The sequence below is a fragment of the Desulfovibrio sp. 86 genome (genome assembly GCF_902702915.1).
Taxonomy (GTDB): Bacteria; Desulfobacterota; Desulfovibrionia; order Desulfovibrionales; family Desulfovibrionaceae; genus Desulfovibrio.
Genome location: NZ_LR738849.1, coordinates 272,543 through 297,422 on the forward strand (window position 1 = coordinate 272,543; position 24,880 = coordinate 297,422).

The following is a 24,880-nucleotide window of genomic DNA, read 5'->3' on the forward strand; positions in this document are numbered from 1 at the left end:
TTGAGGGGAGTATTTACAAAAACCTGCGCCGAGCAGAGGAACATTTTCGTGATTGGCCTGCATGACGTGCCATATGGAAGGCGCAGCCCTCCTCTTCAAGCAAAAAAATCTTTGAATTACATGAGAATATAATAAACGTTTTAGGGGGTGGGGGCGTGGGGGAGGGACCCTTTTACAAAAGGGTCTCTTCCCCCACAAAATATTTCTGCTTCGCAAATGTCCCTCCCCCACAAAGCTTCAACGTAAAACCGCTCTAGCGATTGGCCGCCTGAAGTTTGGGCAGGGTATTGGCTCCGTGGGGCAGCAGTGTCACGCGCATCTCCTTGCCGCCGTTAAGTTTTTTTGCCAAGGCAAGGGCGTCGTCCAGGGTTGTGACTGTGTGGATCTTTGTTTTGGCAAAGTCCGCCGCAGCCATGGAGCACACCATGATGAGATTGTGCTTTTCCGCCGATTCCGCGAACAGAAAACCCACATAGCTGCCGATGGAAAAATTCTCGCGAAGGTCTTTTTCGCGCGCCTCCATAGTGTCAAAATCGCGAATCTGGCGCTCGGTGTCCGGGCTGCCGAAACCTTCGGTGCAGGCTGACAGGATGATGATGGTGCCGCCGTCGCTTACTACCGCAAGGGCGTTGGCCAGGGTTTTGATGGTCTGGTAAAAATTGATGTCCTTGGGTGCACCGCCCGCGCTGGCAATGACCAGAGGCGTACGCTCGGCCACATTGACGCCGTCGATGGCGTCAACCAGGGAGCAAGCCTCGCGGTGGGCCTGCACCATGTCGCCAGCCACGGCCTTGATGATGTTATAGTTGTCGTCCACCACCACGTTGAGCAAAAAACTGGGGTTGGCCAGCAGCGCGGCTTCTTCAAGATCGGTGTGGAAAATATTGCTGTTTTCCATATTGGCGCTGCGCACGGCGGCATTGGAGCCGCTGCCAAATCCCTTGTTCAGGGCCAGATTGTGGTGCCTCTGGATGGTCTCATAGCTGGCTATGCCGGGCAGCAGGTATTTGGGGCCGCCGCCGTAACCGGCCAGAAAGTGGTACACCACGCCGCCGGTCAGAATGATATGGTCGCATTCCATAGCAAGGCGATTGAACCACACCTCGGTGCCATGGCTGGTGACGCCAGCCTTGACCATATCCGCCGACTCCCGGCATTTATGGTCAATAACGCCAATACGGTTGTAAATATCTTCGGACACAATGGCGATGTGTTCCTCGCGGGACATGGGACGGTGCGTGCCGGTGGCCGTAAGGATACGGATGTCCGCATCACGGATGCCGCACTTGTTCAGGCGGGCCACCACGGCGGGAACATAGACGTTGGGCGACTGCCACAGACGCGTTGAATCAGGCACGACAACGCATACGGTCTGGCCGGGTTTGAGCATTTCCTCAAGCCTGGGGGAGCCAATGGGGTTATCCAGAGCATCGTTGATATGCTCAAGTGCACTTTTTGTAGGCAGCGCAACCGTATTGGAATGCAGTTCAGCCGCTATAAGGCCGCTGCCAAGCTCCACAGAAAATTCCCTGTCGCCATATTTCATGTAATGCTGTGCCATGAGTCGTGTCCTGTTTGTTGCTGTAGGCAAATACAGCGCATGGCCTATTCGGGATGATTATGCCATCGCGCCAGTTCGCTAGGAACTGTTATGCCTCATGCAAGGTTTTGTGAAGTGGCAAAAAGTCCGGTTAGGCGCGACATCAGTGCTGCGCAAACAGCGCGTTGCCCGTCATCACAAGGCCTGCGCAGGCCAGCATGATATCGATAAGAAGCTGAAAGGTCGCTTCGGAGAGGCCGAGCACAAAGCGTTTACCCAGAAAGGTACCCACCGCCAGCGCCGCCCCCACGGCAAGGCCATGGCACAATATGGGCAGGGGCAACCCGCCCACAGCCCCAAAAGCCAGAGCCTTGGCAAGGTACACGGCTATGGAGGCGGCCGCTTCAGTGGCGAGCAGCGCGCCCTTCACCAGCCCGAAACCGGCAAAAATGGGAATGGTCAGCGGACCTGTGGAATACACAACTCCCGTGAGATAACCCACAAAGCCGCCAGCCAGCGCCATTTGTCCAAGCCCCAGTCGCATGCCGCGCGTACGACTGACCCTTCGCAAACCAATGAGTACAAAAAAGAAAAGACCAATGCACAGGTTGGAAATATCCGCAGGCATAATCCAGAGCGTTCGCACGCCCAACACCGCCGCAGGCACGGCCGTCAGCGAATAGCAGACAAAGGCCTTGAGGTTTATCTGGCGACGCCAAGCGACCACCCGCGAGGCATTGCCCGCAATTGAAGCAACGGCCATAATGGGGATGGCTGCCTTGGGGCCAAAAGCCAAGCTCAGTATTGGCAGCAGGATTATGGATGACCCGGTTCCCACAACCCCGCTCACAGTCCCGGCCGCGACGCCGCATAAGACAATAAGCGCGTATATCACGGCTGCCCCAGGTTCTGCGTTAAATTAGAGGGATGTAGCCTGCCCCATCCGGTGCAGACAAACTTTGGGATGGTGCGGCGTCAGGAAGCGCGGTCTCAGGAACTCCCGCGTCAAATCAGGAAACTTTTTGTGTTAAACTAAAAGATCATAAAGGTTTTTTTGGAGGGCGCGCTGGGGGGGGCCCTTTTGCAAGAGGCCCCCCACAAAACATTTCAAAGTGGCGTTATTCTAGCCGCCCAGGTAGGCATCCTTGACCTTGGGGTTTTCCAGCAGATCCTTGCCCGGTCCTTCCAGCACCACCCGCCCCACTTCCAGAATGTAGGCATAGTGCGCTACGGAAAGTGCCGCATAGGCATTCTGTTCAACCAGAAGCACAGTTTTGCCATCGGCATTGATGCGCCTGATGATTTCAAAAATCTCGCGCACCAGCAGAGGAGCCAGCCCAAGCGAAGGTTCATCAAGCATCAGCAGATCAGGACGGCTCATGAGCGCCCGCCCCACTGCCAGCATCTGCTGTTCGCCGCCGGAAAGGGTGCCGCCCTTCTGCCAGCTGCGTTCTTTAAGCCGGGGAAAGAGCGTGTACACCCACTCGATGTCGTCCGCGATTTCCTTGCGGTCATTGCGGGAGTATGCGCCGAGCATCAGGTTTTCCTCCACCGTCAAATGCGGCAGGATGCGCCGCCCTTCGGGTGAGAGCGAGATGCCCCGCCGTACCATGTCCTCGGGCTTGAGGCCCATAAGAGAAGCCGGGGCTTCGCCTTCGTGCCTGGTGAGCAGGATCTCGCCGGTCACGTTTTTGTTCAGCCCCGCAATGGAACGGATAATACTGCTCTTGCCCGCGCCGTTGGCTCCGATGAGCGTCACTATACTGCCGCGCGGAATTTTGAGGCTCACACCCTGCACGGCCTGAATGCCGCCATAGCGCACATGAAGGTCACGAATTTCAAGCATACTGCACCATATCCATTATATCTCCAACCCGTGTGGCAACTTTTGCGCCGCACATCAGAACATGCCGCCCGCGCCCATATCCTCGCCAAGATAGGCGCGAATCACCACCGGATTGTTGCGAATTTCTTCCGGGGCGCCTTCAGCGATAAGGGCGCCGTATTCCATAACCCAGATATACTGGCACACGCCCATGACAACCTTCATGTCGTGCTCGATAAGCAGAATGGTCAGGCCAAATTCGTCACGAATATGACCAATGAAGTGCATGAGATCGAGGCTTTCCTGCGGGTTCATGCCTGCGGCGGGTTCGTCCAGCAGCAAGAGGCGCGGCTCCGTAGCCAGGGCCCGCGCTATTTCAAGACGGCGTTGCGCTCCGTAGGGCAGACTGCCCGCAAGGTCATCAAGGTGCGCGCCAAGGTTGACCCTGTCGGCCAGCTGACGGCTTTTTTCCCTGATTTCAGCTTCCTCGCGGTAAAAGGACGGCAGTCCCAGGGGGGCCATCCACCAGGGGCAATGCCGCCGCACATGGCAGCCTACCATGATGTTTTCGAGCACGGTCATATGCTGCGAAAGACGGATATTCTGAAAGGTACGGGCCATACCGCGCCGACAGATATCATAGGGCTTCAAGCCCTTGATGCTCTGTCCGTCAAGGATGACCTCGCCTTCCTGAGGCGTGTAAAAACCGCTCAACACGTTGAACGCCGTGGTTTTTCCCGCACCGTTGGGACCGATGATTCCCGCAATGCCCCCATGGGGCAGGGCCAGAGAAAGTTCGCTCACCGCAGTGACGCCGCCAAAACGCATGGTAACGCCTTTGGCGATGAGCAGCGCTCCTTCATAATGAGGGGGACGGGGCAGATGGAATTCGCTCATGCCTTTTGCCTCCTCAAAAATGCGCCTATGCGCTTCCAGGTCAATTCCCTAGTGCCCATGATGCCTTCCCGCCTGAACAGAATGATGCCCAGCAGCACAAGCGAAAAGACCACCATTCGCATGCCGGGGATGCCCGGTATTTCAAACAGGCCAAAGATGTCCATGGGTTCTTCAATGGCGCGCAGCCATTCCAGCAGGATGGTAATGATGGTAGCGCCAAGGAGGCTGCCCGTCAGCGAGCCAAGGCCGCCGGCGACCACAAACATGAGCACGTTGAAGGTCAGAAGGAAATTGAACATCTTGGGGTCAATGGTGGAAAGATGGCTGCCAAGAAGCGCCCCGCCCACTCCGGCGAAAAACGCGCCGATGCAGAACGAAAGCACCTTGTTCCAGAACACGTTGATGCCCATGACGCTGGCGGCGATTTCATTGTCTCGTATACAGCGCAATACGTTGCCGTAATTGCTGAACACAAGCCGCACCAGCACAATGAGCGTAAGGAGCATCCATCCGTAGCACACAAGAAGCGTGGCATGCGAGGGTATGCCCTTGATGCCCAGAGAGCCGTTGGTGATGGGGGTGGCGTTGACGATGAGCACCCGGATGATCTCGGCAAAACCGAGCGTGGCTATGCCGAGGTAGTCGTCGCCAAGGCGCAGCACGGGAACGGCGATAAAAAAGGCAAATATGGTGGCGACCACTCCGCCGGCCAGCACCGATGCCCAAAAGGGCGTGAACAGCTCGGAGAAGGGCCAGATTATGGGTTCAAGAATCCACATCATTTCCTTCTGTTCCGGCGGCAGAATGCACAAAGCCGAAACATAGGCCCCCACGGCAATGAAACCGGCATGCCCCAGGGAGAAAAGACCTGTGAACCCATAGATGAGATTGAGCGAAAGCGCCAGGATGGCGTTGATGAAAATGAGCTTGGCGATGTAAATCTGGTAGTCGCCAAGAAAAAATTCCGCCTGCCATACCGCGCAGCCCACCAGGGCCATGGCCAGTATGCTCAAGATCGTGCTGCTGTTCAGGCGCATCAGATTTTCTCCTCCGTGCGATCGCCAAGCAGGCCCGTGGGCTTGTAGAAGAGCACAAGCACAAGCAGCACAAAGGCGAAGGCGTCACGGTAACCAGAAAGCTCCGGCATGAAAGCCACGGTCATGATTTCCACAAAACCCAGAGCGACACCGCCGATAACCGCCCCCTGGATGGAGCCGATACCCCCGAAAACGGCGGCGATAAAGGCTTTGAGGCCAGGCATGATGCCCATGTAAGGATGCACCTGGGGATACCGCAAGGCCCACATGATGCCCGAAGCAGCAGCCAGCGCCGAGCCGATGCAGAAGGTCAGGGCAATGATGTTGTCCACCTTGACCCCGAGCAGGCGCGTAGTTTCGATGTCCTTTGATATGGCGCGCATGGCCAGGCCCGGCTTGGTGCGGTAGACCACATACAGCAGAATGCCCACAAGCACGATGGTCATACAGGGCACAAACGCGGTGAGCGGCAGGATGCGCAAACCGCCGATCTGCCATTCAGACACGAGCCAGTCGGGTTGCAGCACGGGACGCGGCTGGCCGGTAAAAATCACCACAGCCAGGCTTTCGATAAAAAAGGACACGGCAATGGCGCTGATAAGCGCCGAAATTCGTGGTGCGTCACGCAGGGGCCGGTAGGCCACCCTTTCAATGATGACACCCAGCAGGCTCGCGCCTGCGACGGAAACCACCGCAGCCACAGCCCAGGGCCAGCCGAAGGCAAAGGTGCCAAAAAACACAAAATAGGCGCCAACCATCAGAATGTCGCCGTGGGCAAAGTTAATAAGTCGTAAAATGCCGTATACCATGGTGTAGCCAATGGCTATCAACGCGTAGAGCGATCCCAGGGTAAGGGCGTTAAAACAATGCTGCAAAAACATGTCAAGGCTCATGTAGCCACCTCGGCAGCCGTTCACGGTAGCGGCGGATCAAAGGCCGCAAAACCCCCTCCGCGAACGGCAGCAAAAAAGAGGAAAAGCGCCCCGCGGCGTTTGCGCCGCGGGGCCGAAAAAAACAACCAGCTTACTTGGGCGTTACTTCACCCACGTAAACGCGCTTGCCATCTTTGTATTCAATGATGCCCACGGGCATTTCAGCGTCGTGGGTGGCATTGATGGAAAGCAGTCCAAGAGCGGTGGGCAGATCCTTGGTTTCGGCCAGAGCCTTGGCAATGGCCTGGGGCTCGGCGGAATTGGCACGCTTGATGGCGTCAAGGATAAGGAAGTAGGTGTTGTAGCCAAGAGCGCCGTTAACGTTGGTTTCTTTGTTAGGATAGGTGGCCTTCCAGGCTTCGGTGAAGCGTTTGGCGGCTTCGCTCATGTTGGGCATGGCGGGGTCGTAAGGGAAGGTGGTGTGCAGGAAGCCCTCGGCAGCCTTGCCGCCGAGCTTGAGCGTGTCGGGGTTGTCCATGGCGTCCGCGCCCATAAGGCGGAACTTGGCGCCCAGTTCACGGGCCTGCTTCATGATGATGGCGCCTTCAGCAAAGTAGGCGGGCATGAACACGATGTCGGGGTTTTTGGAAATCAGCTCGGTCAACTGGGCAGTGAAGTCCTGGTCGCCGGAACTGTACTTGAGGGTAGCGACCACATCGCCGCCCTGCTTTTTGAAGGACTTGGAGAAGAAACTGGACAGGCCCACGGCATAGTCGTTGGTCATGTCCATAAGAACGGCGGCCTTCTTGAAGCCCAGGTTCTCGCGGGCATAGGTGGCCGCAGCGGCGCCCTGATAGGGGTCAATGAAGCAGGCGCGGAAGTAGTACTTCTTGCCCTGGGTCACGAGAGGATTGGTGCAGGAGGTGCCCACGCCGGGGACCTTGGCCTTTTCGGCGACTTCAGCGCCAGCCATGGCAAGGGAAGAACCATAGGTGCCGATGAGGGCCACGACCTTGTCACGTTCCACAAGGCGCTTCACGGCATTGGCCGCCTCAACCTTGTCGGACTTGTTGTCCACAACAACCAGGTCCACGGGGCGACCGAGAACGGTAGGCATTTCTTTGTGCGCCAGGCGGACGCCTTCAAGTTCAAGCTGACCGCCAAAGGCGTTCTGCCCGGTCAGGGGAAGGTAAACGCCGATTTTGATAGGAGCGGCATCAGCGGCAGGCGCCTGGCCGGCAAAACCAAGGGTGAGCGCCAGCCCGGCCAGCGCTGCAAAAAGTTTTCCCAGTTTCATCCTTTCCCTCCAGGTTTTTTGTGTTCGCAGGGCGACGCCAAAGGGCGGGCCACTAGACCCGTATACTAAACAATTTGGACGCAGCCTGCAATTCAGAAATCCTATGAACCCATAAAAATCAGGTAAAAAGACTAGCATAGCGCGCAAAAAGCCGCTTGCCGGGGCGCGAGAAACGGTCCCACTCGCCCGTAAGTGCCAGACCGGGAACAATGGCCCGCACCACAGGCAGGTCAAAATCCTTCCGGCTGATGTCCACGTAAAGCGGAGTTCTGCCATGCTCAGCCAGCACGGCTTCAAGCAGACGGCAGTTGTCAACGGGCGATGCAAGGCTGTAGTCCGGCAGATCTTCAAGAAAGCGCACAGGCAGGCCCGCAAGGCCGGGGCCGGAAGGCCGGGGCCGCGTGCTTTGAGACGTCGAATACGGCCAGGGCGTTTCGGTCAGCGCCGCCAGGGCCGCCCGCTGCCCATTGAGGTTGGCTCCCGTGGCGCGGGCGATGCCGCCGTCACGTCCCATGACAAAGCACTGGTACACGGGAAGGCCGAATTCGGTGGTGATATCCTGAAACTGCACGCTGATGCCGCAGGCCGCATAGTCGTCCAGCAGGGACTGCATGCGGGCATCACGGCTTTTAAGGCGGAAGCACTGCAAACGGCTGAAGGGCGTGGTGGCTTCGGCGTCGCGCTCAAAAATCTCCGTCAGGGCAGCCTGCCTGGCCTCATCCAGAGTATTGCCCGAAGCGAGCCCCGTTGAGCCGCCAGCCAGAAACAGGGCCGGTTCATCCAGATTACAGAACAGAAACACGGCCTGAGCCGGAACAAGCACCGGGCGGCCATCGGCCCCCACGGCGGTGAGCCAGTGCAGGGGCGCATCCATATACGGCGCTTCAACCGGCAGAAGATTGGGATCAAGGGCCGCCCTGCCCTGCGCCTGCAATTCAGAAAAACGGGCCTTGTAGAGAGGCATGGCATGCTTGCGGCCAACTACCTGCCCTGCTTCGCCCTTTGCGCCAGCCCTGGCCGGGCCAACGCTCACATAGGCACTGGCCCTTTCAACAATTTCCATCGCATAGGAAGCCCTGGCCGCTGCCAGGGACATTCCCCGTCCGTAGGCAGTGGCCTGACCGCGCAGCCGGTGGCGCACAGCATTGCTGCACACCTCGATGTCCACCAGCCAGGAACGCAGCAGGGCTATGGGCGAAAGCGAAGCTTCGTGCCGCATTTCTGCCCCGGCGATGGTTCCCGACTCCATAAGGGCATCCAGCGCGCGCAAAAAGGTCTGCTGCGCTGGCGGACGCTCCCAGGCGGGCGCGGGATCGGCGCGCAGACGCGCATGCTGTTCCGCCATCTTGCCCGCATGGGCGGCCATGGCCATGGCTGTTTTTTCAATTTCTTCATTCGGGAACAGCGGGGCGATGCCAGCCTCGGATGGGCGCGGCAAGGCATGATGTTCGCAAATATTGTCGCGAAACAGTTCGCTCCAGGCGGCGCTGGCTTCCGCATCGGGCTGGCTGGCTGCACGCAGGTACAACGCCGGACTGGCGTGAGCCAGGCGCCTGCCCGCATCAGCGGGAAAACCGGCGCAGGCCTGCGCATGCCGGGGCAGCAAAATACCGCATTCCAGCAGCAAGGCCGCCAGAACCGGTCGTATGAAGGCGTCATTGGCCGCATCGTAGCAGGTGGCCGCCAGACGTGTCAGTTCCTCGGTTTTTTCAGCGCTCAGCAAACGCAAAAGATGCTGATGTAAAAAATCGTCCATGGGCGCGGCTTCAAGGCGCGCCAAAGCGGCGGCAAAGTCGAGATCAGACGGCGGCACACAGGAAAAATATCCCGTGGTGGCCTGAGTCTCTTCATGCGTGTAGGCGTAGTCGAGTATTGGCAACTGGTCGGTTGAAGGAGCATCGTCCCTGATCATGTCAACTCTCTCAAAGTTTTTTCGCATTGAGAATATCTATTCTAAATGCTTCCAAGACGCCCGCTCCGGCGTTTAACAGCGCAGATAAACTGCGCTTACGCCTCTGCGGCGGGCGTCTGCTCCCGCATCCGCCAGAGCAATTTCAAAGAGAACTTGCTCTAGGCTGGTTGGACAGAATATGCCCAGAACAACCTACACTTTTGCTGGGAAAATGCCAGACCAAAAGCAGCGCCGCTGTGATGCACAAAAAAAGCGGGCCGCAAGCGGCCCGCCATAAAAAACGAAAGCCCTGACATGCAGGGCTTTCGCAAAGCGATTAACGCTTGGAGTACTGGTACCGTGCGCGGGCAGCGCGCAGGCCGTACTTTTTACGTTCTTTCTTGCGGGCATCCCGGGTGAGGAAACCGGCTTTCTTGAGCATGGGGCGCAGGGCCGGGTCAACCATCAGCAGGGCACGGGAAATACCGTGGCGCACAGCTTCGGCCTGACCGGTCACACCGCCGCCAGCCACGTTGATGCGCACATCAAGCTTGTCGGCAAGCTTGGAGAGCACCAGGGGCTGACGAATGATCATCTGCAGGGTCTTACGGGGAAAATACTCCTCGAAAGAACGCCCGTTGACCGTGATGCCGCCGGAACCGGCATAGATGCGGGTACGCGCCGTGGCGGTCTTGCGACGGCCGGTGCCGTATTCAAATTTCTCGCTCATGGCATTCTACTCCTTAATGCGGCAGCGTCAGCGGCTGGGGATTCTGGGCCGTATGGGGATGTTCGGTCCCGGCGTAAATCTTGAGTTTCTTCAGCATGGCGCGACCCAGGCGATTCTTGGGCAGCATGCCCTTCACGGCAGTCATCAGGACGCGGGAGGGCTTGTCGGCCAGCACGTCGCCGAGAACGGAGGTCTTGAGACCGCCGACCCAGCCGGAGTGCCGGTAATATTTTTTATCGGTCATTTTTTTGCCGGTAACTTTGATCTTTTCGCAGTTAACTACCACGATAAAGTCCCCGTTATCCATATGCGGGGCGAATTCAGGCTTGTGCTTGCCGCGCAGGCGGTGGGCGATCTGGCTGGCCAGACGACCGAGCACCTGATCCTGAGCGTCAACCACGAACCATTCGCGATTGATGTCTTTGGGGGTGGGGCTGAACGTCTTCATCGGAGTGACTCCTCACATCTGCAAATATCAGCAGCCCTCAGGCTGCAAAAAAGTTCATTGCGCGATGCGCCGTCGAACGGGGGTGACGACATTTATCGCAGTAAAGATGGCTTCAATACGGCAAACTCCAGAAACTGTCAAGAGCAGCCGTGCCATTATCCACCCACAGGCCATAACCCAGGGGCAGTGACATGAAGCCCTTGAGCTTTACCCCATCTGCCCCTATACTGCCAACTGTTTTTCCGACCCGTACCCGGAGAAAGTATGGCGGATATTCGCAAGAGCTTGCTTCAACTAATTTTTTCAGGCGCATATCTTTTGCGCTGGAACGATAAGCTCCGTCCCGTGGAACTGCTTGAAATCGACAAGCAGGCACACAAGATGCTGCTGGCCTGCGTGCTGTGGCATGAAAATTCTCTCGGCATGTCTGAAGAAAAACGGGTGCGCCTTGCCAACGACATCATTGAAGGCGGGCTGTTTGACTATTTTTACCGCCTCATCATCACCGACATCAAGCCCCCCATCTTTTATAAAATCAAAGAAAATCCCGACCAGCACCGCCAGTTGACCGAACACGTGCTGGAGCGGCTGCAACCGGCCCTGTCGCCCCTTGGCGACTTCTGGCAGCGCATGTGCCGCTGGCACCGCAGCCCCGACGAAGGCAGCCTGTCCCGCCGCATACTCACCGCCGCCCACCTCTACGCATCCCAATGGGAATTCAACCTCATCAAGCCGCTCAACAGCCCTTTTGACGAAGAGATGGACGATATCGGCCAGTCCTTTGTGGACAGGTTGGACAGCTTCAGCGACCTTAACGGCCTTGACCAGATGCGCCAACAGGGTACGGCGCTTATCCGCCTGGCCAACCTCTGCGGGCAGTTGCGCTTTCAGATACGCTGGACGCAAGCGCCGCGCATTCCGGCCACCTCCGTTCTTGGACACATGTTCATCGTGGCCAGCTTCGCCTATTTTTTCAGCCTGTCTGTAAACGCCTGCCCCGCACGGGCCAACAATAATTTTTTCTGCGGTCTTTTTCATGACCTGCCCGAGGTGCTCACCCGCGACATTATCTCGCCGGTCAAGAGATCCGTGGCAGACTTGCCCAAGATTATTAAAGAATATGAAGAAAAAGAGCTGGAGCGCCGCATTTTCTCCCCTCTTCGCCAGCAGGGCTTCACCGCGCTGGTGGAACGCATATCCTATTATCTTGGACTTGAGGTACAGTCAGAATTTCAGGAATGCGTACGGCGCAACGGCACCATTGAAAAAATACATGACTTCGCCGCATTGCAGCACGACTGCAACTTCGATGCGCTGGACCCCAAGGATGGCCGCCTCATCAAGGATTGCGACAACCTCGCGGCCTTTCTTGAGGCCCACAGTTCCATCCGCAACGGCGTTTCATCACCACACCTGCTCGAAGCCCGCGTCCGCCTGCTGACCCTGCTGCGCCAAAGCCCCCTCACCTGCCTCAAGCTGGACTCTCTTCTGGCAGACTTTGACTAGCCGCCAGGCACATTACCGCCATGCACACCATCACCCGCCTTTCTACCGTTCTGCCCACCCCGCTTCCCGGCGCTGCAACGCGCGGCCGGGCAGCCCTGCTCGCCCTGTTTCTCGCACTGGCGGCATGGCTTGCGCCCCCCACTGAGGCCCTGGCCCTCACCGCCTCCAAGGGACTTTCTTTTTACGCCCGGGATATGGAGTACTATTACAAGGAAAAACGGCCCGAAACACTGCCGGGCATCCTCCGCACCTTTGACGCGCAAAACGTCCTCTATGACCGGCAAAAGCAGCTCACCCTGGCCGCCTTTCTTGCCGAGGCCCTCAAGTCGGAGCCCACAGCCCGCCAGACCCTGCTGGCGCAGGTTCCCACACTGAGCAGGGACGGCAAGCGCACCCTGGCCTGGGCCGTACACCTGGCCCAACTGACGGACGAAGCCGCCCTCATGAACCAGTTGCTGGACAAACAGGACGCCATACTCCTGCAGCAGATCCACCAGAATCCCACGCCCCTGCTGCAATGGGACATCACCAGCGAAAAAACCGTTTTGCAAATGTACTGGGCCGCATATACAGCTTCAGGCAATGTGGCCTATCTGGACGCCATCATTGACGCGGCCCTTCGCTACGCCGACCTCAACTCCAGCGGCAGGCAGAACGATCCGGCTTTTTCCGTAAGTCAGACGGCCGCCGCCTCACTGTACGAAATGAGTCCGCGCCACGAAGCCGTCCAAGACCGCGTGCAGCAAAGACTCAAGGGACTTTCCGGCCCAAGGGCCGAGACCCTGCGAACCATTTTGCGAAAATAGGGCAATAGTACTGCGAAGCGCTTTATGGGGGAGGAAATGCTCTGTGGGGGAGGAGACCCTCTTTAGATCAGATTAACTTTGAAATGCTTCACATTTCAAAGTCGTCATTCTGCCGAAAATGCGATTTGCGGCAGAATCCACGCCACGTTGTGGCGCGCTGCACTCTCGTGCAGCGTTAGGGCATTTAACTTTTTTCAAAGTTTAAATGCCCTAAAAAGGGGTCTCCTCCCCCCACGCCCTCACCCCCTAAAAATCTTGCTGTAGTTACATAACGCACCAAGGGTTTTCTGATATGGAGCGGGCTGCGGCGTTACCGCCGTGCGGGATTTGTGGAATCCTTACCGCAGCGCATGCCTGATGGGGCACTGCTGCCAGAGCTTTCACGCATGCGTCGCTCACAGCAAGGGTACGGCCACAAGCAGGCCCGCCATTATCATGAGGCAGGCCCCGGCCAGAGTTTCAATGAGCGTCAGACGCCTGCTCAACAGGCCCCGCACCACTGGGTGCCCAATGGCTGCGGCAAGCCCGGCGTCCCAGGCAAAAACGAGTCCCGCCATCCACGCGCCCGCAAAAAGCTGCTGTTTCAGGCTGGCGGCTGTTCCCATTATGGTGGTCATGAGCGTAAGATAGAAAATGGCATTCTTGGGATTGAGCAGGGCCGACGCCAGCCCTGTAAGCAGTTGCCTGCCCGCCGCAAGGGGCGCGGCCGCATTAAGGTGAAAATTCGCCGGCTGCCGCCCTGAACGCACAAGCGCCCAGCCCACCCACAGCAGATACCCCGCGCCAGCCAGTTCCAAGCAGCGATAAAGCAACGGCCACTGCCGGATGAGCGACCAGCCTGAAACGGCCAGGGCAATATACAGGGCATTGCCCAGCGCGATGCCAAGGCAGATGAACACGGCCCCGCGCAAACCACGCCGTGCCGCGTGCCCCACCACCAGAAAAAAATCCGGGCCAGGGCTGAGCAAAGCCATAAAGTGCGCCAGCGCCAGTGCGGGAAATGTGGGAGCGATGAACTCCGCAAGAATCTGTGCCATGAGATGAAGCCTCCTGCACAGACCCTACTCCCCTGTCGGATTATTTCTTGTACGAATGTGACGCGCCTTTGCGATAGCAGCCTGGCGTCACAGAATAGAACTTCACGAACATGCGGTGCAGGTGGCTCTGATCTGCGTATCCGGCAGCAGCGGCGGCTTCCGCGATGCTTTTGCCCTGGCGCAGCAGACGGCGGGCCTTTTCAAGGCGCAGACAGTGCAGATAGCTTGCCGGCGGCAGGCCTGTACCACGCCTGAAAGCGCGGGAATAGCTTTCGCGACGCAGACCGGACATTTCAGCCAGTTGGGACACCGCGTGACGCTCCGTGCACAGGCTGCCCTCCTCCCCGGCTGGCAAAAACCGCGCCATGCTGGTGCAGTCCTCGGCGGCAGGCCTGAAGCAGCCGTAGGCAAGCTGCAATCGAACCAGCAAATCCAGCAGCGCCTGCTCGCTGCGTGCCTGACCAGCCAGCATTGCCTGTATGACTTCAAGGGCGCCCGCATAGAGCGCTTTGTCCCGAATCAGGGGAAGCACCGCTTCACAGTTTTCCGGCAGGCCCAAAACCGGGCAGACGCGCTGCGCGAACCAGCGGCAATCCACGTGCGCCATGTGGTAGCTTCTGGACTGCCCGTCCACAGGGTTGCAGCTGTGTGCGACGCCAGGCCCGATAAGCACAATGTCACCCTTTTGCGCTTCGTGCATCTGGCCGTGAAGCCGAAACCGCGTGCGTCCTTCAAGAATGGCCCCGAGTGACCAACTGGAATGAAAATGTTCCGCGTAGGGTTGCACGCTGTCCAGGGTTGTCCGCACCTCCACAAAGGGCAAGGCTTGCGGAGCGGCAAACTTCTGTACGGCAAGATGGGATTCATGCGCCATGATTGCACCAGCAATAAAAAAACTGACCAATTTTTTGCTGAAACGCCCTGTCAGGCTCCACCGCCCTTTACAGACGCTTGCGCCCTGACGCTGACGCCTGGAACGGCTGCGCCAAATAACAGCGCAGCGCGAAGCCACAGCCGAAAAGCTGGAAAGGCTGCGTCAATACGAGTTGTGTGGCGTCTCAGGCAGATAATTTTTGGAGGGGTATGATGCCTGAAAGACGCCTTCTCTGGAACCTCGTCTCAGATCAGAAAGCTCCTTGCACTCGTCACACACAATAAAAGTTGGGTCATGACTAGCTGAGAGGCCAACAAAAGGCTAAAAGCTAAGTATGGCAACAAAAAACAAGTATGCTTATCGTTCGAGAATTTCCGAGGACAAAATCCGTCAAATCGTAAGGCTGTTTGCCGTTGATTTGGACGCCTCTCAAATTGCCGAGGTCACGAGCCTCAACCGCAATACCATTAATAGGTATCTCGCTGCGTTCCGGGAAAGAATCGCCCAGTACTGTGAGGCGGAATCGCCTGTCAGCGGTGAGGTTGAGGTTGATGAAAGCTACTTTGGAGCGCGCCGGGTCAGAGGTATCAGAGGTCGGGGTGCTCGTGGCAAAACTATCGTTTTCGGCCTGTTTAAACGCAATGGGCACGTCTACACCGAAATTGTGCCCGACTGTTCAAAAGCCACTCTCCAGGGCATCATCAGAGGTCGCGTTGAACTTGAGAGCGTTATTCACTCTGACGGATGGCGTGGCTATGATGGTCTTGTAGACCTTGGCTATCAAAAGCATTTTCGTGTTCAGCACGGCAATAACGAATTTGCAAACAACCATTCCCACATTAACGGGATTGAAAGCTTTTGGGCCTTTGCAAAAACTCGGCTCGTCCGATTTAGAGGCTTGCACCAGCACACTTTTTATTTTCATTTGAAAGAATGCGAGTTTAGATTTAACCATCGGCGAGAGGACATATACAAATTGGTGCTCAAAATGCTCCGCAATTTTCCTCTCAGCTAGTCATGACCCTAAAAGTTTTAGGGGGTGGGGGCGTGGAGGAGGAGCCCCTTTTTTAGGGCATTTAACTTTTAAAAGTTAAATGCTCTAACGCTGCATGAGAGTGCAGCGCGCCACAACGTGGCGTGGATTCTGCCGAAAATCGCATTTTTCGGCAGAATGACAACTTTGAAATGTGAAGCATTTCAAAGTTAATCTGGTCTAAAGAGGGTCCCTCCCCCACAAAGTATTTTCTTCCCCATAAAGCATTCCTTCCCCACCAAATTAATGCGCGGAACCCCAATCATTGCCCACGCCCCAATCGACCACCAGCGGCACGGAAAGGGGTTCGTTGCCAGGCATGACCGCACCCATAAGCTCGGCGACGCGTGCCCCGGCGGCCTTGGCGGCGTCCTGCGGCACTTCCAGCAGCAGTTCGTCGTGCACCTGAAGCAGCAGGCTGGCTTTGCAGTCCCGCAGTTGCGCGTCCCCGGCCACGGCCAGCATGGCCAGCTTGATGATGTCGGCGGCCGAGCCCTGAATAACCGTGTTGATGGCCTGGCGTCTGGCCAGGGCATAGGCCTGCCCGTTGGCCGAATGGATATCGGGCAGAAGGCGGCGGCGGCCGCCAAGCGTGACCACGTAGCCTTGCCGTTTGGCCGTAGCTTCAATTGATTCGTAAAATTCCTTGAGGCCCGTGAGGCGCGCGAAGTAGCGGGCAATGAATTCCTTGGCCTCATTGGTGGTGATTTTAAGTTCCTGGGCCAGTTTTTGCGCGCCCATCCCGTAAATGAGGCCAAAGTTGATGGTCTTGGCATTACGGCGCTGGTCAGGGCTCACCTGGTCAGGGGGCAGATCATAGACCAGGGCGGCCGTGCGGGCGTGGATGTCTTCGCCTTTTCGAAAAGCTTCAAGCAGGGCCGCGTCTTGCGACATGTGGGCCAGAACGCGCAGTTCCACCTGCGAGTAGTCGGCGGACACCAGGGAGTGATCGGGCCTGGCGATGAAGCAGGAGCGCATGCGCTTGCCGAGTTCGCCACGCACGGGGATGTTCTGCAAATTCGGGTTGCTGGATGAAAGGCGTCCTGTGGCTGTGGCCTTCTGATTAAAAGTCGTGTGGACGCGGCCCTGGCTGTCCATAAGACGCGGCAGGGGATCAAGGTAGGTGGAGCGCATCTTTTCAAGCTTGCGGAATTGCAGGATACTTTCCACCACAGGATGACGGCTTGCCAGTTTTTCAAGGGTTTCCTGGCTGGTGGAGGCCTGTCCGCCCCTGGTCTTGCGCGGCGAGGGAAGATCAAGCGTGCTGAAAAGCACGTCGCCAAGCTGCTGCGCCGAGCGGATATTGAATTCCTTGCCCGCCGCCGCGTAAACTGCGGCCGTCAGTTTGTCGAGTTCGGCCTGCACATCGGCAAGAAAGGCCTCGAACGCGGCGACGTCAATGGCTATGCCCCGGCCTTCCATATCCGCCAGCACCGGGGTGAGGGGCAGTTCAAGCTCATTGTAGAGCCGCAGCAGATCATCCTGCTGCATGCGCGCTTCAAGCACCGCCGCCATACGCAGGGCCAGCAGCGCCGGGCCGGGGCCGTCGTCGCGCAGGGGCGCGCCCCAGTGCACGGCAAGGCGCGGCCAGCCGTAATCACTTTCTTCAGGATTTATAAGGTAGGCGGCCAGGCCAAGATCCCTAAAAAAATCCGGAGATTTTTTCCGCGCGAGTTCGCGCCAGCAAGGAGCAGCGGCCAACAAGCCTTTGAGGTCAGGCGTGATGATGCGCCGCGCGTGAGAGGCCCAGGCGCAAAGCTCGTCCGCGCTGCCCATCCAGCAGACATCCTCGCCACCCGTCACAGCGGCATGGGGCGCAGCGCCCGCGCCTCTAGGCCATACCAGGGACAGGTCAAGGCCACTGCAGTTTGGCAGATCAGCGACAGTAAGCACTTGCGGGGCCGTCTTTTCTTCGGCCACTTCAAGAAGACTCATCTGCGCGCCAACACCCTTGGGCGGCTGGGACTGAGGCCCCTGCCCCCGGGCGGCGCTATCGGCTCCGTTGTTTTTTTCTGCCAAAAACGTGGCGGGCGCGCCCGATGACGCAGATGAACCGGATGACGCGGACGAAGCGGACGGTGCGCCGTTTTGGGCGCGGGGCTTTGTCCCTTCTTCGGCAGCGCCAGACTGGCCGGAAAGCTGCATCCGCTCCAGCGACGCCATTTCGCGGCGCAGGGCGTGCAGTTCAAATTCTTCGGCCAGGGCCGCGCAATGGGCCGCGTCGATGGGGCGCACCAGAAGGTCGTTCAGTTCAAGCCCGGTGCAGACATCCAGGGACAGTGTGGTCAGCTTGCGCCAGGTGAACATGTCGTCCAGATGGTCGCGCAGCTTGTCCTGAAGCTTGGGGGGCAGCAGGGCGAAATGGTCGCGGATATCCTCAAGAGTTGGGCATATCTCAAAAATCTTGGCGGCGGTTTTGGGGCCGATGCCGGGCACGCCGGGGATGTTGTCACTGGTGTCGCCCACAAGGGCCTGCACGTCGGCCCATTGGGCCGGGGTCAGACCACTTTCTTTCGTAAACTGGTCGGAAGTAAGCAGTTTTTCTTCCTTGAAAGCGGGGTCCCACATGAAAATATTGGGGCCAAGGCACTGCTTGAGGTCCTTGTCGCCGCTGACAATGACCACAGGGCGCTCTTTTGAGAGGCGCGCGGCCAATGAGGCTATGCAGTCGTCGGCCTCGCAGCCGTCGGAAACCTCAAGGCTCATGCCAAGGGCGGTGACCATGCGTTCGATGGGTTCCATCTGCCGGATCAGGTCTTCGGGAGTGGCGTCACGGTTGGCTTTGTACAGGGGGTAGATGTCATGCCTGAAGTTCTTGCCTCTGCCGTCCTTGACGAACAGAAAATATTGCGGCCTTTCCTCGCGCAGAATGCGCAGAAGCACACGGGTCACCACCACCAGCGCGTTGGTGGGAAAACCGTCAGAACGCTGCATGTTTCTGTTGGCGAAAAATCCCCGGTAAATAAAGGCGGAGCCATCCATCAGAAAAACGGGGTCAACGGCAAGATCAAGGCGGTTTTTTAAAGACATGACAGACCGTGGGTTGAAGGTGAAAAAGCCCGCACGCTTTTTGCGCACGCGGCCCTTGCAGATAAATCAAGCCATGCGTATACTATAGTGATGGAAACAAGTCCGCAAGTGACAGCTTCCATTCAGGGGCCGCTCCTGCACGTGAGCGTGGGGGGCGGCTGGAATATCGATACGGCCTGGCCCCCTGAAGCCGAAGCCGCACTCAACTCTCTGGCCGATCAGAGCATTCACGAACTATGCCTGGAGAGCGACGGTCTCGAAACCTGGGACAGCAGCCTGCTGGTCTTTCTCGTGCAACTTACCAAGGCTGCCGAGGATCGCAAGCTGCGCATCCAGAACCATTTGCCCGAAGGTCTCGAGCGTCTTCTCAAGCTGGCTTTTGCCGTACCTGCCAAGGCAGGGTCTGACCGCAAAAAAGAAAGCCTCAGTTTTGTGCAGCGTGTGGGCCAGGCCACCATCGACCTGCCGCCGCGCGTAACCGATTTTGTAAACTTTGTGGGTGAAGTGACGCTGGCAGTGGGCCGTCTTATAGTGGGCCGTTCGCAGATGCGCCCGCAAGACCTGCTGGCAGCCATGCAGGAATGCGGCGTGCAGGCTCTGCCCATCATTTCCATAACCAGTATGCTTTTCGGCCTTATTCTGGCCTTTGTGGGCGCGGTGCAGCTCACGCAGTTCGGCGCGCAAATCTACGTGGCGGGACTTGTGGGCATTGGCATGCTGCGTGTTATGGGCGCCATCATGGTGGGCGTGGTCATGGCGGGCAGGGTCGGCGCCGCCTATGCCGCCCTTATCGGCACCATGCAGGTTAATGAAGAAGTTGACGCCCTGGCCACTTTGGGCATTTCTCCCATCGATTTTCTGGTGCTGCCCCGTGTGGTGGCGCTGACGGCCATGATCCCGCTGCTGACGCTGTACGCCGACCTTATGGGCGTTATAGGCGGCTATGTTGTGGCCATCACCATGCTGAAGATCAATCCTATGGAATACGTCAACGCCACCATGCAGATGGTTCCCTACAAACACGTCTTCATCGGCCTCACCTATGGCACGGTTTTCGGCGTTATCATCGCCTTGACCGGCTGCTTTCAGGGCATGCGCTGCGGGCGCAGCGCCCAGGCCGTGGGACAGGCCACCACCACCGCCGTGGTGCAGGCCATTGTGGGCATTATCGTGGCCACAGCCATAATAACCGTCATCTGCAACGTGATGGACATCTGACATGCCCAGCAGCACTACCGTGACATCATCCCCATCCCCCCTGCCAGCCGGAGTCTCCGAAAAAGCCCGCTCCGCCCCGGATGGGGAACAGGGGCAGCCCAGGCAGCTTGGGCAGCCGGATCAGCAGGAGGTGCGCATCAGCGTAAACCAGTTGCAGGTCGGGTATGGTTCCTACGTTCTCATGCACGATGTGACATTTGACGTGCATGCCGGAGACATTTTTTTTATCACCGGCGGTTCAGGATGCGGCAAAAGTACGCTTTTGCGGGTGCTCATGGGCCTGAAGCCGCCGCAGTCCGGTAACGTGCTGTACGGCAAAACCGACTTCTGGGGCAGCAATGAAGATGCGCGCCACCAGCTGGTGCGTGAAACAGGCGTGCTTTTTCAAAGCGGCGCGCTGTGGAGTTCAATGACCCTGGCGGAGAACGTGGGCCTGCCCCTGCAACAGTATACCGACCTCAACGACGAAGCCATACGCGAACAGGCCAAACTCAAGCTGGCCCTGGCCGGCCTTGCCGGTTTTGAAGACTACTACCCGTCTGAAATCAGCGGCGGCATGTGCAAACGCGCCGGACTGGCCCGCGCTCTGGCCCTTGATCCCAAGATTCTTTTTCTTGACGAACCCTCGGCCGGACTTGACCCCGTCAGTTCACGCCTTCTGGACGATCTCATCCTCGAGCTGCGCGCAAGCCTCGGCACGACCTTTGTCATTGTATCACACGAACTGGCCAGCATTTACGCCATTGCCAGCAATCTTATCTTTCTGGATGCCCAGACCCGCCAGGTGGGCGCCTGCGGCAATCCGCACCAGTTGCTGCACGACCCCGGCACAGCGCCCAGCGCCATGCTCTTTCTGACCAGGGGTGAGCGCAGTCACGCCGAAACCGATCAGACGGAAACCTCCGGCGACTCCGAGCCGGACAAAGGAACGGCCCTATGAGTTCTCAAAAATACAAAACCACGGTAGGCGCCTTTGTGCTGGGGGGGCTGGCCCTTCTGGCACTGGGATTCATCGTGCTGGGCGGGGGCCGTCTGTTCAGCAACGACATGCAGTACGTGCTCTACTTCGACGGCTCTGTGAGCGGTCTTTCCACAGGCGCTCCGGTAGTGTTTCGCGGGGTTCCCATGGGCAGCGTGACGCGCATCAACCTTGTGGCCAACACGCGGGATTCCAACGTCACTATCCCGGTTTACATCCGCATTGACGAACAAAGCTTTGTGCGCGCCAGGGGTTCGGCCCCCATTTCAGAATCCGTGCGCGAAGAAATCGTGCGCAGGATGGTGCAGCGCGGCCTGCGTGCCCGCCTGCAGCTGCAAAGTCTTATCACGGGGCAGTACCGCATCGAGTTGGACTTTTTCCCCGGCACTCCGGCGGTCTTCCGCTCCGGCACGCCGGATTCGGAAATTCCCACCATACCTTCCCCCATTGACACCTTGCAGACCACGCTCGCGCAGTTGCCGCTGGAGTCCATGGTCAGATCCCTCGACAAAATACTGCAAAATCTGGTTCAGGGCCTTGCCGACGACAGCCTTGGAAAGGGACTCAGAGCTTTTACGCAGTCGTTTGAAGAACTTGACAATATTCTCAAGAACAGTGAACTGCGCCAAAATGCCGAAACCATCCTGAAAAAACTTAACAAGACCGTGGGCACTGTGGACAGTCAACTGCCCGCTACCCTTGCCACGCTGCGTTCCGCCCTTGAAAGCATGAGCCTTGCGGCGGACCAGTTGCGCGTGGTCACGGCCTCGGCCCAGGGCCTGCTCGGTCGGGATTCGCCCACCGTCAACGACGTTCGCCGACTGATCAAGGACAGCATAGAAACCTTGCGGGCCATCCGCAATGTTGCGCAAATGCTTGAACGCAACCCTGAAGCCCTGATCATGGGCAGACAAGGAAAACGCTGATGCAACGCCAAGCCCTGTTTATTTTTCTGGCGCTCACGGTTTTGCTGACCGCTTGCGCGCGCAGCACGCCCACCAACTTTTACCTGCTCGAAAGTCGCCTCACGCCCGTCTCCACTGACAGCCTGCCCGCCAAAAGCCTGCGCGTGGCCGCTGTGAGCGTGCCGGAGTATCTGGAGCGCGAGGGCATAGTGAGCCGGGTGGGCGAATCAACACAGCTTATCGTGGCTCAGTTTCACAACTGGGGCGAACCCCTGAGCCACGGCATACGCCGCGTTACACGCGAAGTGCTGACCAGGCCCATGCTGGAAGCCGGAATCAATGTTTTGCCCACTGGCGACGAATCCACCGCCGACTATGTTTTGTACCTTGATGTGCAGCGCCTTGACGGCAATTTTGACCAAAAAGCCGTGCTGGACGTGCGCTGGACCCTGCGCAACAAATTCAATGACGTGCTGGCGCGCGGCATTTTTGTTGACCAGGAACCTGTGGCGGGCAAGAGCTATGACGTGTTGACCGCCACAGAGAGCCGCCTGGTGCAGAAAATGGCTGAACACCTGGCCGGGCGGCTTCCCGCCCTCACGGGCGGGAAACGATGAGCACGTATGCGGCAGCGCAACGCAGCCGCATACTGCTGGTTGACGACGCGCCGGAGAACCTGCGCATCCTGAGCGAAAGCCTGCGCGCGGACTATACCATCATGTTCGCCAAAAACGGGCCGGACGCCCTGCGTCTGGCCACCGGCAGGCCGCAGCCTGACCTCATCCTGCTGGATGTCATCATGCCCGGCATGGATGGCTATGAAGTGTGCCGCCGCCTCAAGGAAGATCCGTCCACGCGCGACATTCCCGTCATGTTCATCACCGCGCAAAATGAAGAGACAGACGAGGCCACCGGACTCTCTCTCGGGGCCCAGGATTATATCGTCAAACCCTTCCGGGTATCCCTGGTTCGCAACCGCGTCGCAAACCAGCTTACGTACAAGCGCTACCGCGACCACCTCAACGATCTGGTGCACGAGCGCACCCGCCAGCTTGTCCTCACGCAGGAAGCCACCATTCACGCCATGGCCACACTGGCGGAATGGCGCGATACAGAAACCGGGGCGCACATCAAACGTACCCAGAATTACGTCAAGGCCCTTGCCCTGCACATGGCCAACCTGCCCCGATACCGCGAAACGCTGAATGCCGACGCCATTTCATGGCTGTACCTTTCCGCTCCGCTGCACGACGTGGGCAAGGTCGCCATAGCCGACACCGTTTTGCACAAACCCGGGCCGCTTACCGAAGAAGAATACGAGGCAATGAAGGAGCATACCACCTATGGTAGAGCCGTTCTTGCCGCAGCGGACAAATTTTTGGGTGAAGATTCTTTTTTGAAGGTCGCCAGCGACATTGCCTACTGCCACCACGAACGGTGGGACGGGCGGGGCTACCCCCGAGGGCTCGGGGAAGACGAAATCCCGTTGTCAGCCCGGCTCATGAGCCTGGCCGACGTGTATGATGCCCTGCGCAGCCAACGGGTATACAAGCCCGCCATGCCGCACGAAACTTCGGCCTATATTATTCTTGACGGCAAGGGCACGCAGTTCGACCCTGAAGTGGTGGAGGCATTTCTGGCCATTCAGGATGAATTCAAGGCCATTGCCGAACGGTACAGCGATTAGGGAAATTTCACGTTGAATTGCTCTGTGGGGGAGGGACCCTTTTACAAAAGGCTCCCTCCCCCACCCCCTAAAACTTTTATTGTGCTGAGAGCATGTTACCGTTGAAATGTGCGGTATTTCAAAAGCAACCCGATCTGGTGCAATACTAGATCAGATTAACTTTGAAATGCTTCACATTTCAAAGTTTTCATTCAGCCGAAAAATGTGATTTTCGGCTGAATCCACGCCACGTTGTGGCGCGCTGTACTTTCGCACAGCGTTAGAGCATTTACATTTTTTCAAAGTTAAAATGCTCTAAAAGTTTTCCGTTCTGGAGTGGGGGCTTGAGGAAGCACTGATTAAAGAACCTCTTGGAAACGCGCTGGTATTTCGTTTGGCAAGGCGCGATCTTTTTTTGAAGCAGGAGTGGACTCTTCCGTCCTCGACTGTTTCAAAAAAAGTGAAGCAACGCCGCCAAACGGAATAACTGCGCGTTTCCTTATAAAAAATGTGCCCGTCGGATATCTCTCCGACGGGCACATTTTATGTTTGTCCGCATCTGAACGGGCATGCCTGCCCTGCAAAAAAATCTGCGCAAACCGGGGATTACACCCGAAAAAATCCGCGCGCAGTTCAGTGAGGTCAGGGATTAACCATAACCTTTGCCGGGCGCAGCAAACGGTCGCCCAATTTATACCCACGCTGCAACACTCGTGTGACAGATCCGGGGGCCAGGTCGGGCCGCGCGTCAAATCCCACAGCTTCGTGCAGGGCAGGGTTGAACTCTTGCCCTTCTTCGCCGATGGGGCACAGGCCATGCTTGCCTGTCGCTTCAAGCAGGAGCTTGCGCGTCATGGCAATACCCTGCATCATATCCTTGCAGACCTCATTGGTGCTGCCATACTGCAACGCCAGATCGAGATTATCAAGGCTCGGCAGCAGATCGCTCAAAACGCTTTCAGAGGCGTAGCGCACCTGTTCTTCATGTTCCCGCTTGAGGCGCTTTTGATAATTGTCCATTTCAGCGGCCATGCGCAGGCGCATTTCTTCCTGCTCAGCCTTGCAACGCGCTTCTATTTCAGCGGCGGAAGGCTCAGCTGATTGGCCAAAATGGACTTCAGGCATATCGTCCAGCGAGACAGGCTCCACCACGCCATCCAGATCCTGAAGTTCGCCAGGATTGTTAACGTTCAGGCAGTCCTCAGAAAACTGGTCTTCTGTCGGTGCTGTCTCTCCATACGGTTTCTGCATTTTGTGACCCTGCATGATTCCTCCCAAAGTCGCCCCGC

22 protein-coding genes are annotated in these 24,880 nt (G+C 57.8%); 8 read left to right on the forward strand and 14 right to left on the reverse strand.

Annotated features, from left to right (window positions below):
* Positions 1-253: 253 nt before the first annotated feature.
* From larA to rplM, 10 genes are all read right to left on the reverse strand, one after another.
* On the reverse strand, positions 254-1,561 hold the full coding sequence (gene larA, locus DESU86_RS01120; RefSeq protein WP_179979361.1) for a nickel-dependent lactate racemase: 1,308 nt from the start codon (positions 1,559-1,561) through the stop codon (positions 254-256).
* A 142-nt stretch (positions 1,562-1,703) separates the two neighbouring features.
* Entirely contained in the window at positions 1,704-2,435 is a 732-nt protein-coding gene (locus tag DESU86_RS01125; RefSeq protein ID WP_179979362.1) for a sulfite exporter TauE/SafE family protein, read from the reverse strand.
* A 228-nt stretch (positions 2,436-2,663) separates the two neighbouring features.
* Entirely contained in the window at positions 2,664-3,386 is a 723-nt protein-coding gene (locus DESU86_RS01130) for an ABC transporter ATP-binding protein (protein ID WP_179979363.1), read from the reverse strand.
* A 54-nt stretch (positions 3,387-3,440) separates the two neighbouring features.
* A complete protein-coding gene (locus tag DESU86_RS01135) occupies positions 3,441-4,262 on the reverse strand; it encodes an ABC transporter ATP-binding protein (protein WP_179979364.1) in 822 nt (273 codons plus the stop codon).
* On the reverse strand, positions 4,259-5,299 hold the full coding sequence (locus tag DESU86_RS01140) for a branched-chain amino acid ABC transporter permease (protein ID WP_179979365.1): 1,041 nt from the start codon (positions 5,297-5,299) through the stop codon (positions 4,259-4,261). Before DESU86_RS01140 ends, DESU86_RS01135 begins: the two co-directional genes overlap by 4 nt.
* Positions 5,299-6,192 (reverse strand): branched-chain amino acid ABC transporter permease, encoded by an 894-nt coding sequence (locus tag DESU86_RS01145; protein ID WP_179979366.1) that lies wholly within the window; start codon positions 6,190-6,192, stop codon positions 5,299-5,301. The genes DESU86_RS01140 and DESU86_RS01145 overlap by 1 nt, the downstream gene beginning before the upstream one ends.
* Positions 6,193-6,322: 130 nt before the next feature.
* Positions 6,323-7,468, reverse strand: a complete 1,146-nt coding sequence (locus tag DESU86_RS01150) for an ABC transporter substrate-binding protein (RefSeq protein WP_179979367.1) — start codon at positions 7,466-7,468, stop codon at positions 6,323-6,325.
* A gap of 118 nt (positions 7,469-7,586) precedes the next feature.
* Positions 7,587-9,380, reverse strand: coding sequence for a YcaO-like family protein (locus tag DESU86_RS01155; protein WP_179979368.1), 1,794 nt, complete (start codon positions 9,378-9,380; stop codon positions 7,587-7,589).
* Between the two features lie 316 nt (positions 9,381-9,696).
* The gene (rpsI, locus tag DESU86_RS01160; RefSeq protein ID WP_179979369.1) at positions 9,697-10,089 is read right to left on the reverse strand and encodes a 30S ribosomal protein S9; all 393 of its coding nucleotides are present in this window, start codon (positions 10,087-10,089) and stop codon (positions 9,697-9,699) included.
* A gap of 13 nt (positions 10,090-10,102) precedes the next feature.
* Positions 10,103-10,537 carry a 50S ribosomal protein L13 gene (gene rplM, locus DESU86_RS01165; protein WP_179979370.1) on the reverse strand — a complete coding sequence of 145 codons (435 nt, stop codon included), beginning with the start codon at positions 10,535-10,537 and terminating at the stop codon, positions 10,103-10,105.
* A 264-nt stretch (positions 10,538-10,801) separates the two neighbouring features.
* On the opposite strand from rplM, the gene DESU86_RS01170 reads away from it, so the two are divergent.
* Positions 10,802-12,043 carry an HD domain-containing protein gene (locus DESU86_RS01170; RefSeq protein ID WP_179979371.1) on the forward strand — a complete coding sequence of 414 codons (1,242 nt, stop codon included), beginning with the start codon at positions 10,802-10,804 and terminating at the stop codon, positions 12,041-12,043.
* Positions 12,044-12,063: 20 nt separating this feature from the next.
* A complete protein-coding gene (locus DESU86_RS01175) occupies positions 12,064-12,849 on the forward strand; it encodes a translation initiation factor 2 (RefSeq protein ID WP_179979372.1) in 786 nt (261 codons plus the stop codon).
* 395 nt (positions 12,850-13,244) lie between these two features.
* Here the strand turns inward: DESU86_RS01175 and DESU86_RS01180 are convergent, their stop codons facing one another.
* Positions 13,245-13,886: a LysE family translocator gene (locus tag DESU86_RS01180; RefSeq protein ID WP_179979373.1), complete on the reverse strand. Its 642-nt coding sequence runs from the start codon at positions 13,884-13,886 to the stop codon at positions 13,245-13,247.
* Between the two features lie 40 nt (positions 13,887-13,926).
* Positions 13,927-14,760, reverse strand: a complete 834-nt coding sequence (locus DESU86_RS01185) for an AraC family transcriptional regulator (protein ID WP_179979374.1) — start codon at positions 14,758-14,760, stop codon at positions 13,927-13,929.
* Positions 14,761-15,094: 334 nt separating this feature from the next.
* Here DESU86_RS01185 and DESU86_RS01190 point away from each other — a divergent pair, with 334 nt between their 5' ends.
* On the forward strand, positions 15,095-15,775 hold the full coding sequence (locus tag DESU86_RS01190; protein WP_179979375.1) for an IS1595 family transposase: 681 nt from the start codon (positions 15,095-15,097) through the stop codon (positions 15,773-15,775).
* 261 nt (positions 15,776-16,036) lie between these two features.
* Here DESU86_RS01190 and DESU86_RS01195 read toward each other — a convergent pair whose 3' ends face one another.
* A complete protein-coding gene (locus DESU86_RS01195) occupies positions 16,037-18,823 on the reverse strand; it encodes a DNA polymerase I (RefSeq protein ID WP_179981666.1) in 2,787 nt (928 codons plus the stop codon).
* 108 nt (positions 18,824-18,931) lie between these two features.
* On the opposite strand from DESU86_RS01195, the gene DESU86_RS01200 reads away from it, so the two are divergent.
* The 5 genes from DESU86_RS01200 to DESU86_RS01220 all read left to right on the forward strand — a co-directional run bounded on the left by DESU86_RS01200 (position 18,932) and on the right by DESU86_RS01220 (position 23,612).
* The gene (locus tag DESU86_RS01200; RefSeq protein WP_232088215.1) at positions 18,932-20,041 is read left to right on the forward strand and encodes an MlaE family ABC transporter permease; all 1,110 of its coding nucleotides are present in this window, start codon (positions 18,932-18,934) and stop codon (positions 20,039-20,041) included.
* 181 nt (positions 20,042-20,222) lie between these two features.
* Positions 20,223-20,981, forward strand: coding sequence for an ABC transporter ATP-binding protein (locus DESU86_RS01205; RefSeq protein ID WP_232088394.1), 759 nt, complete (start codon positions 20,223-20,225; stop codon positions 20,979-20,981).
* On the forward strand, positions 20,978-21,946 hold the full coding sequence (locus DESU86_RS01210; protein WP_179979377.1) for an MlaD family protein: 969 nt from the start codon (positions 20,978-20,980) through the stop codon (positions 21,944-21,946). Before DESU86_RS01205 ends, DESU86_RS01210 begins: the two co-directional genes overlap by 4 nt.
* Positions 21,946-22,542 (forward strand): PqiC family protein, encoded by a 597-nt coding sequence (locus DESU86_RS01215; RefSeq protein ID WP_179979378.1) that lies wholly within the window; start codon positions 21,946-21,948, stop codon positions 22,540-22,542. The genes DESU86_RS01210 and DESU86_RS01215 overlap by 1 nt, the downstream gene beginning before the upstream one ends.
* Entirely contained in the window at positions 22,539-23,612 is a 1,074-nt protein-coding gene (locus DESU86_RS01220) for a response regulator (RefSeq protein WP_179979379.1), read from the forward strand. Before DESU86_RS01215 ends, DESU86_RS01220 begins: the two co-directional genes overlap by 4 nt.
* A gap of 621 nt (positions 23,613-24,233) precedes the next feature.
* On the opposite strand, the gene grpE is transcribed toward DESU86_RS01220, so the two are convergent.
* Positions 24,234-24,857, reverse strand: a complete 624-nt coding sequence (grpE, locus tag DESU86_RS01225; RefSeq protein ID WP_179979380.1) for a nucleotide exchange factor GrpE — start codon at positions 24,855-24,857, stop codon at positions 24,234-24,236.
* Between the last annotated feature and the right edge of the window lie 23 nt (positions 24,858-24,880).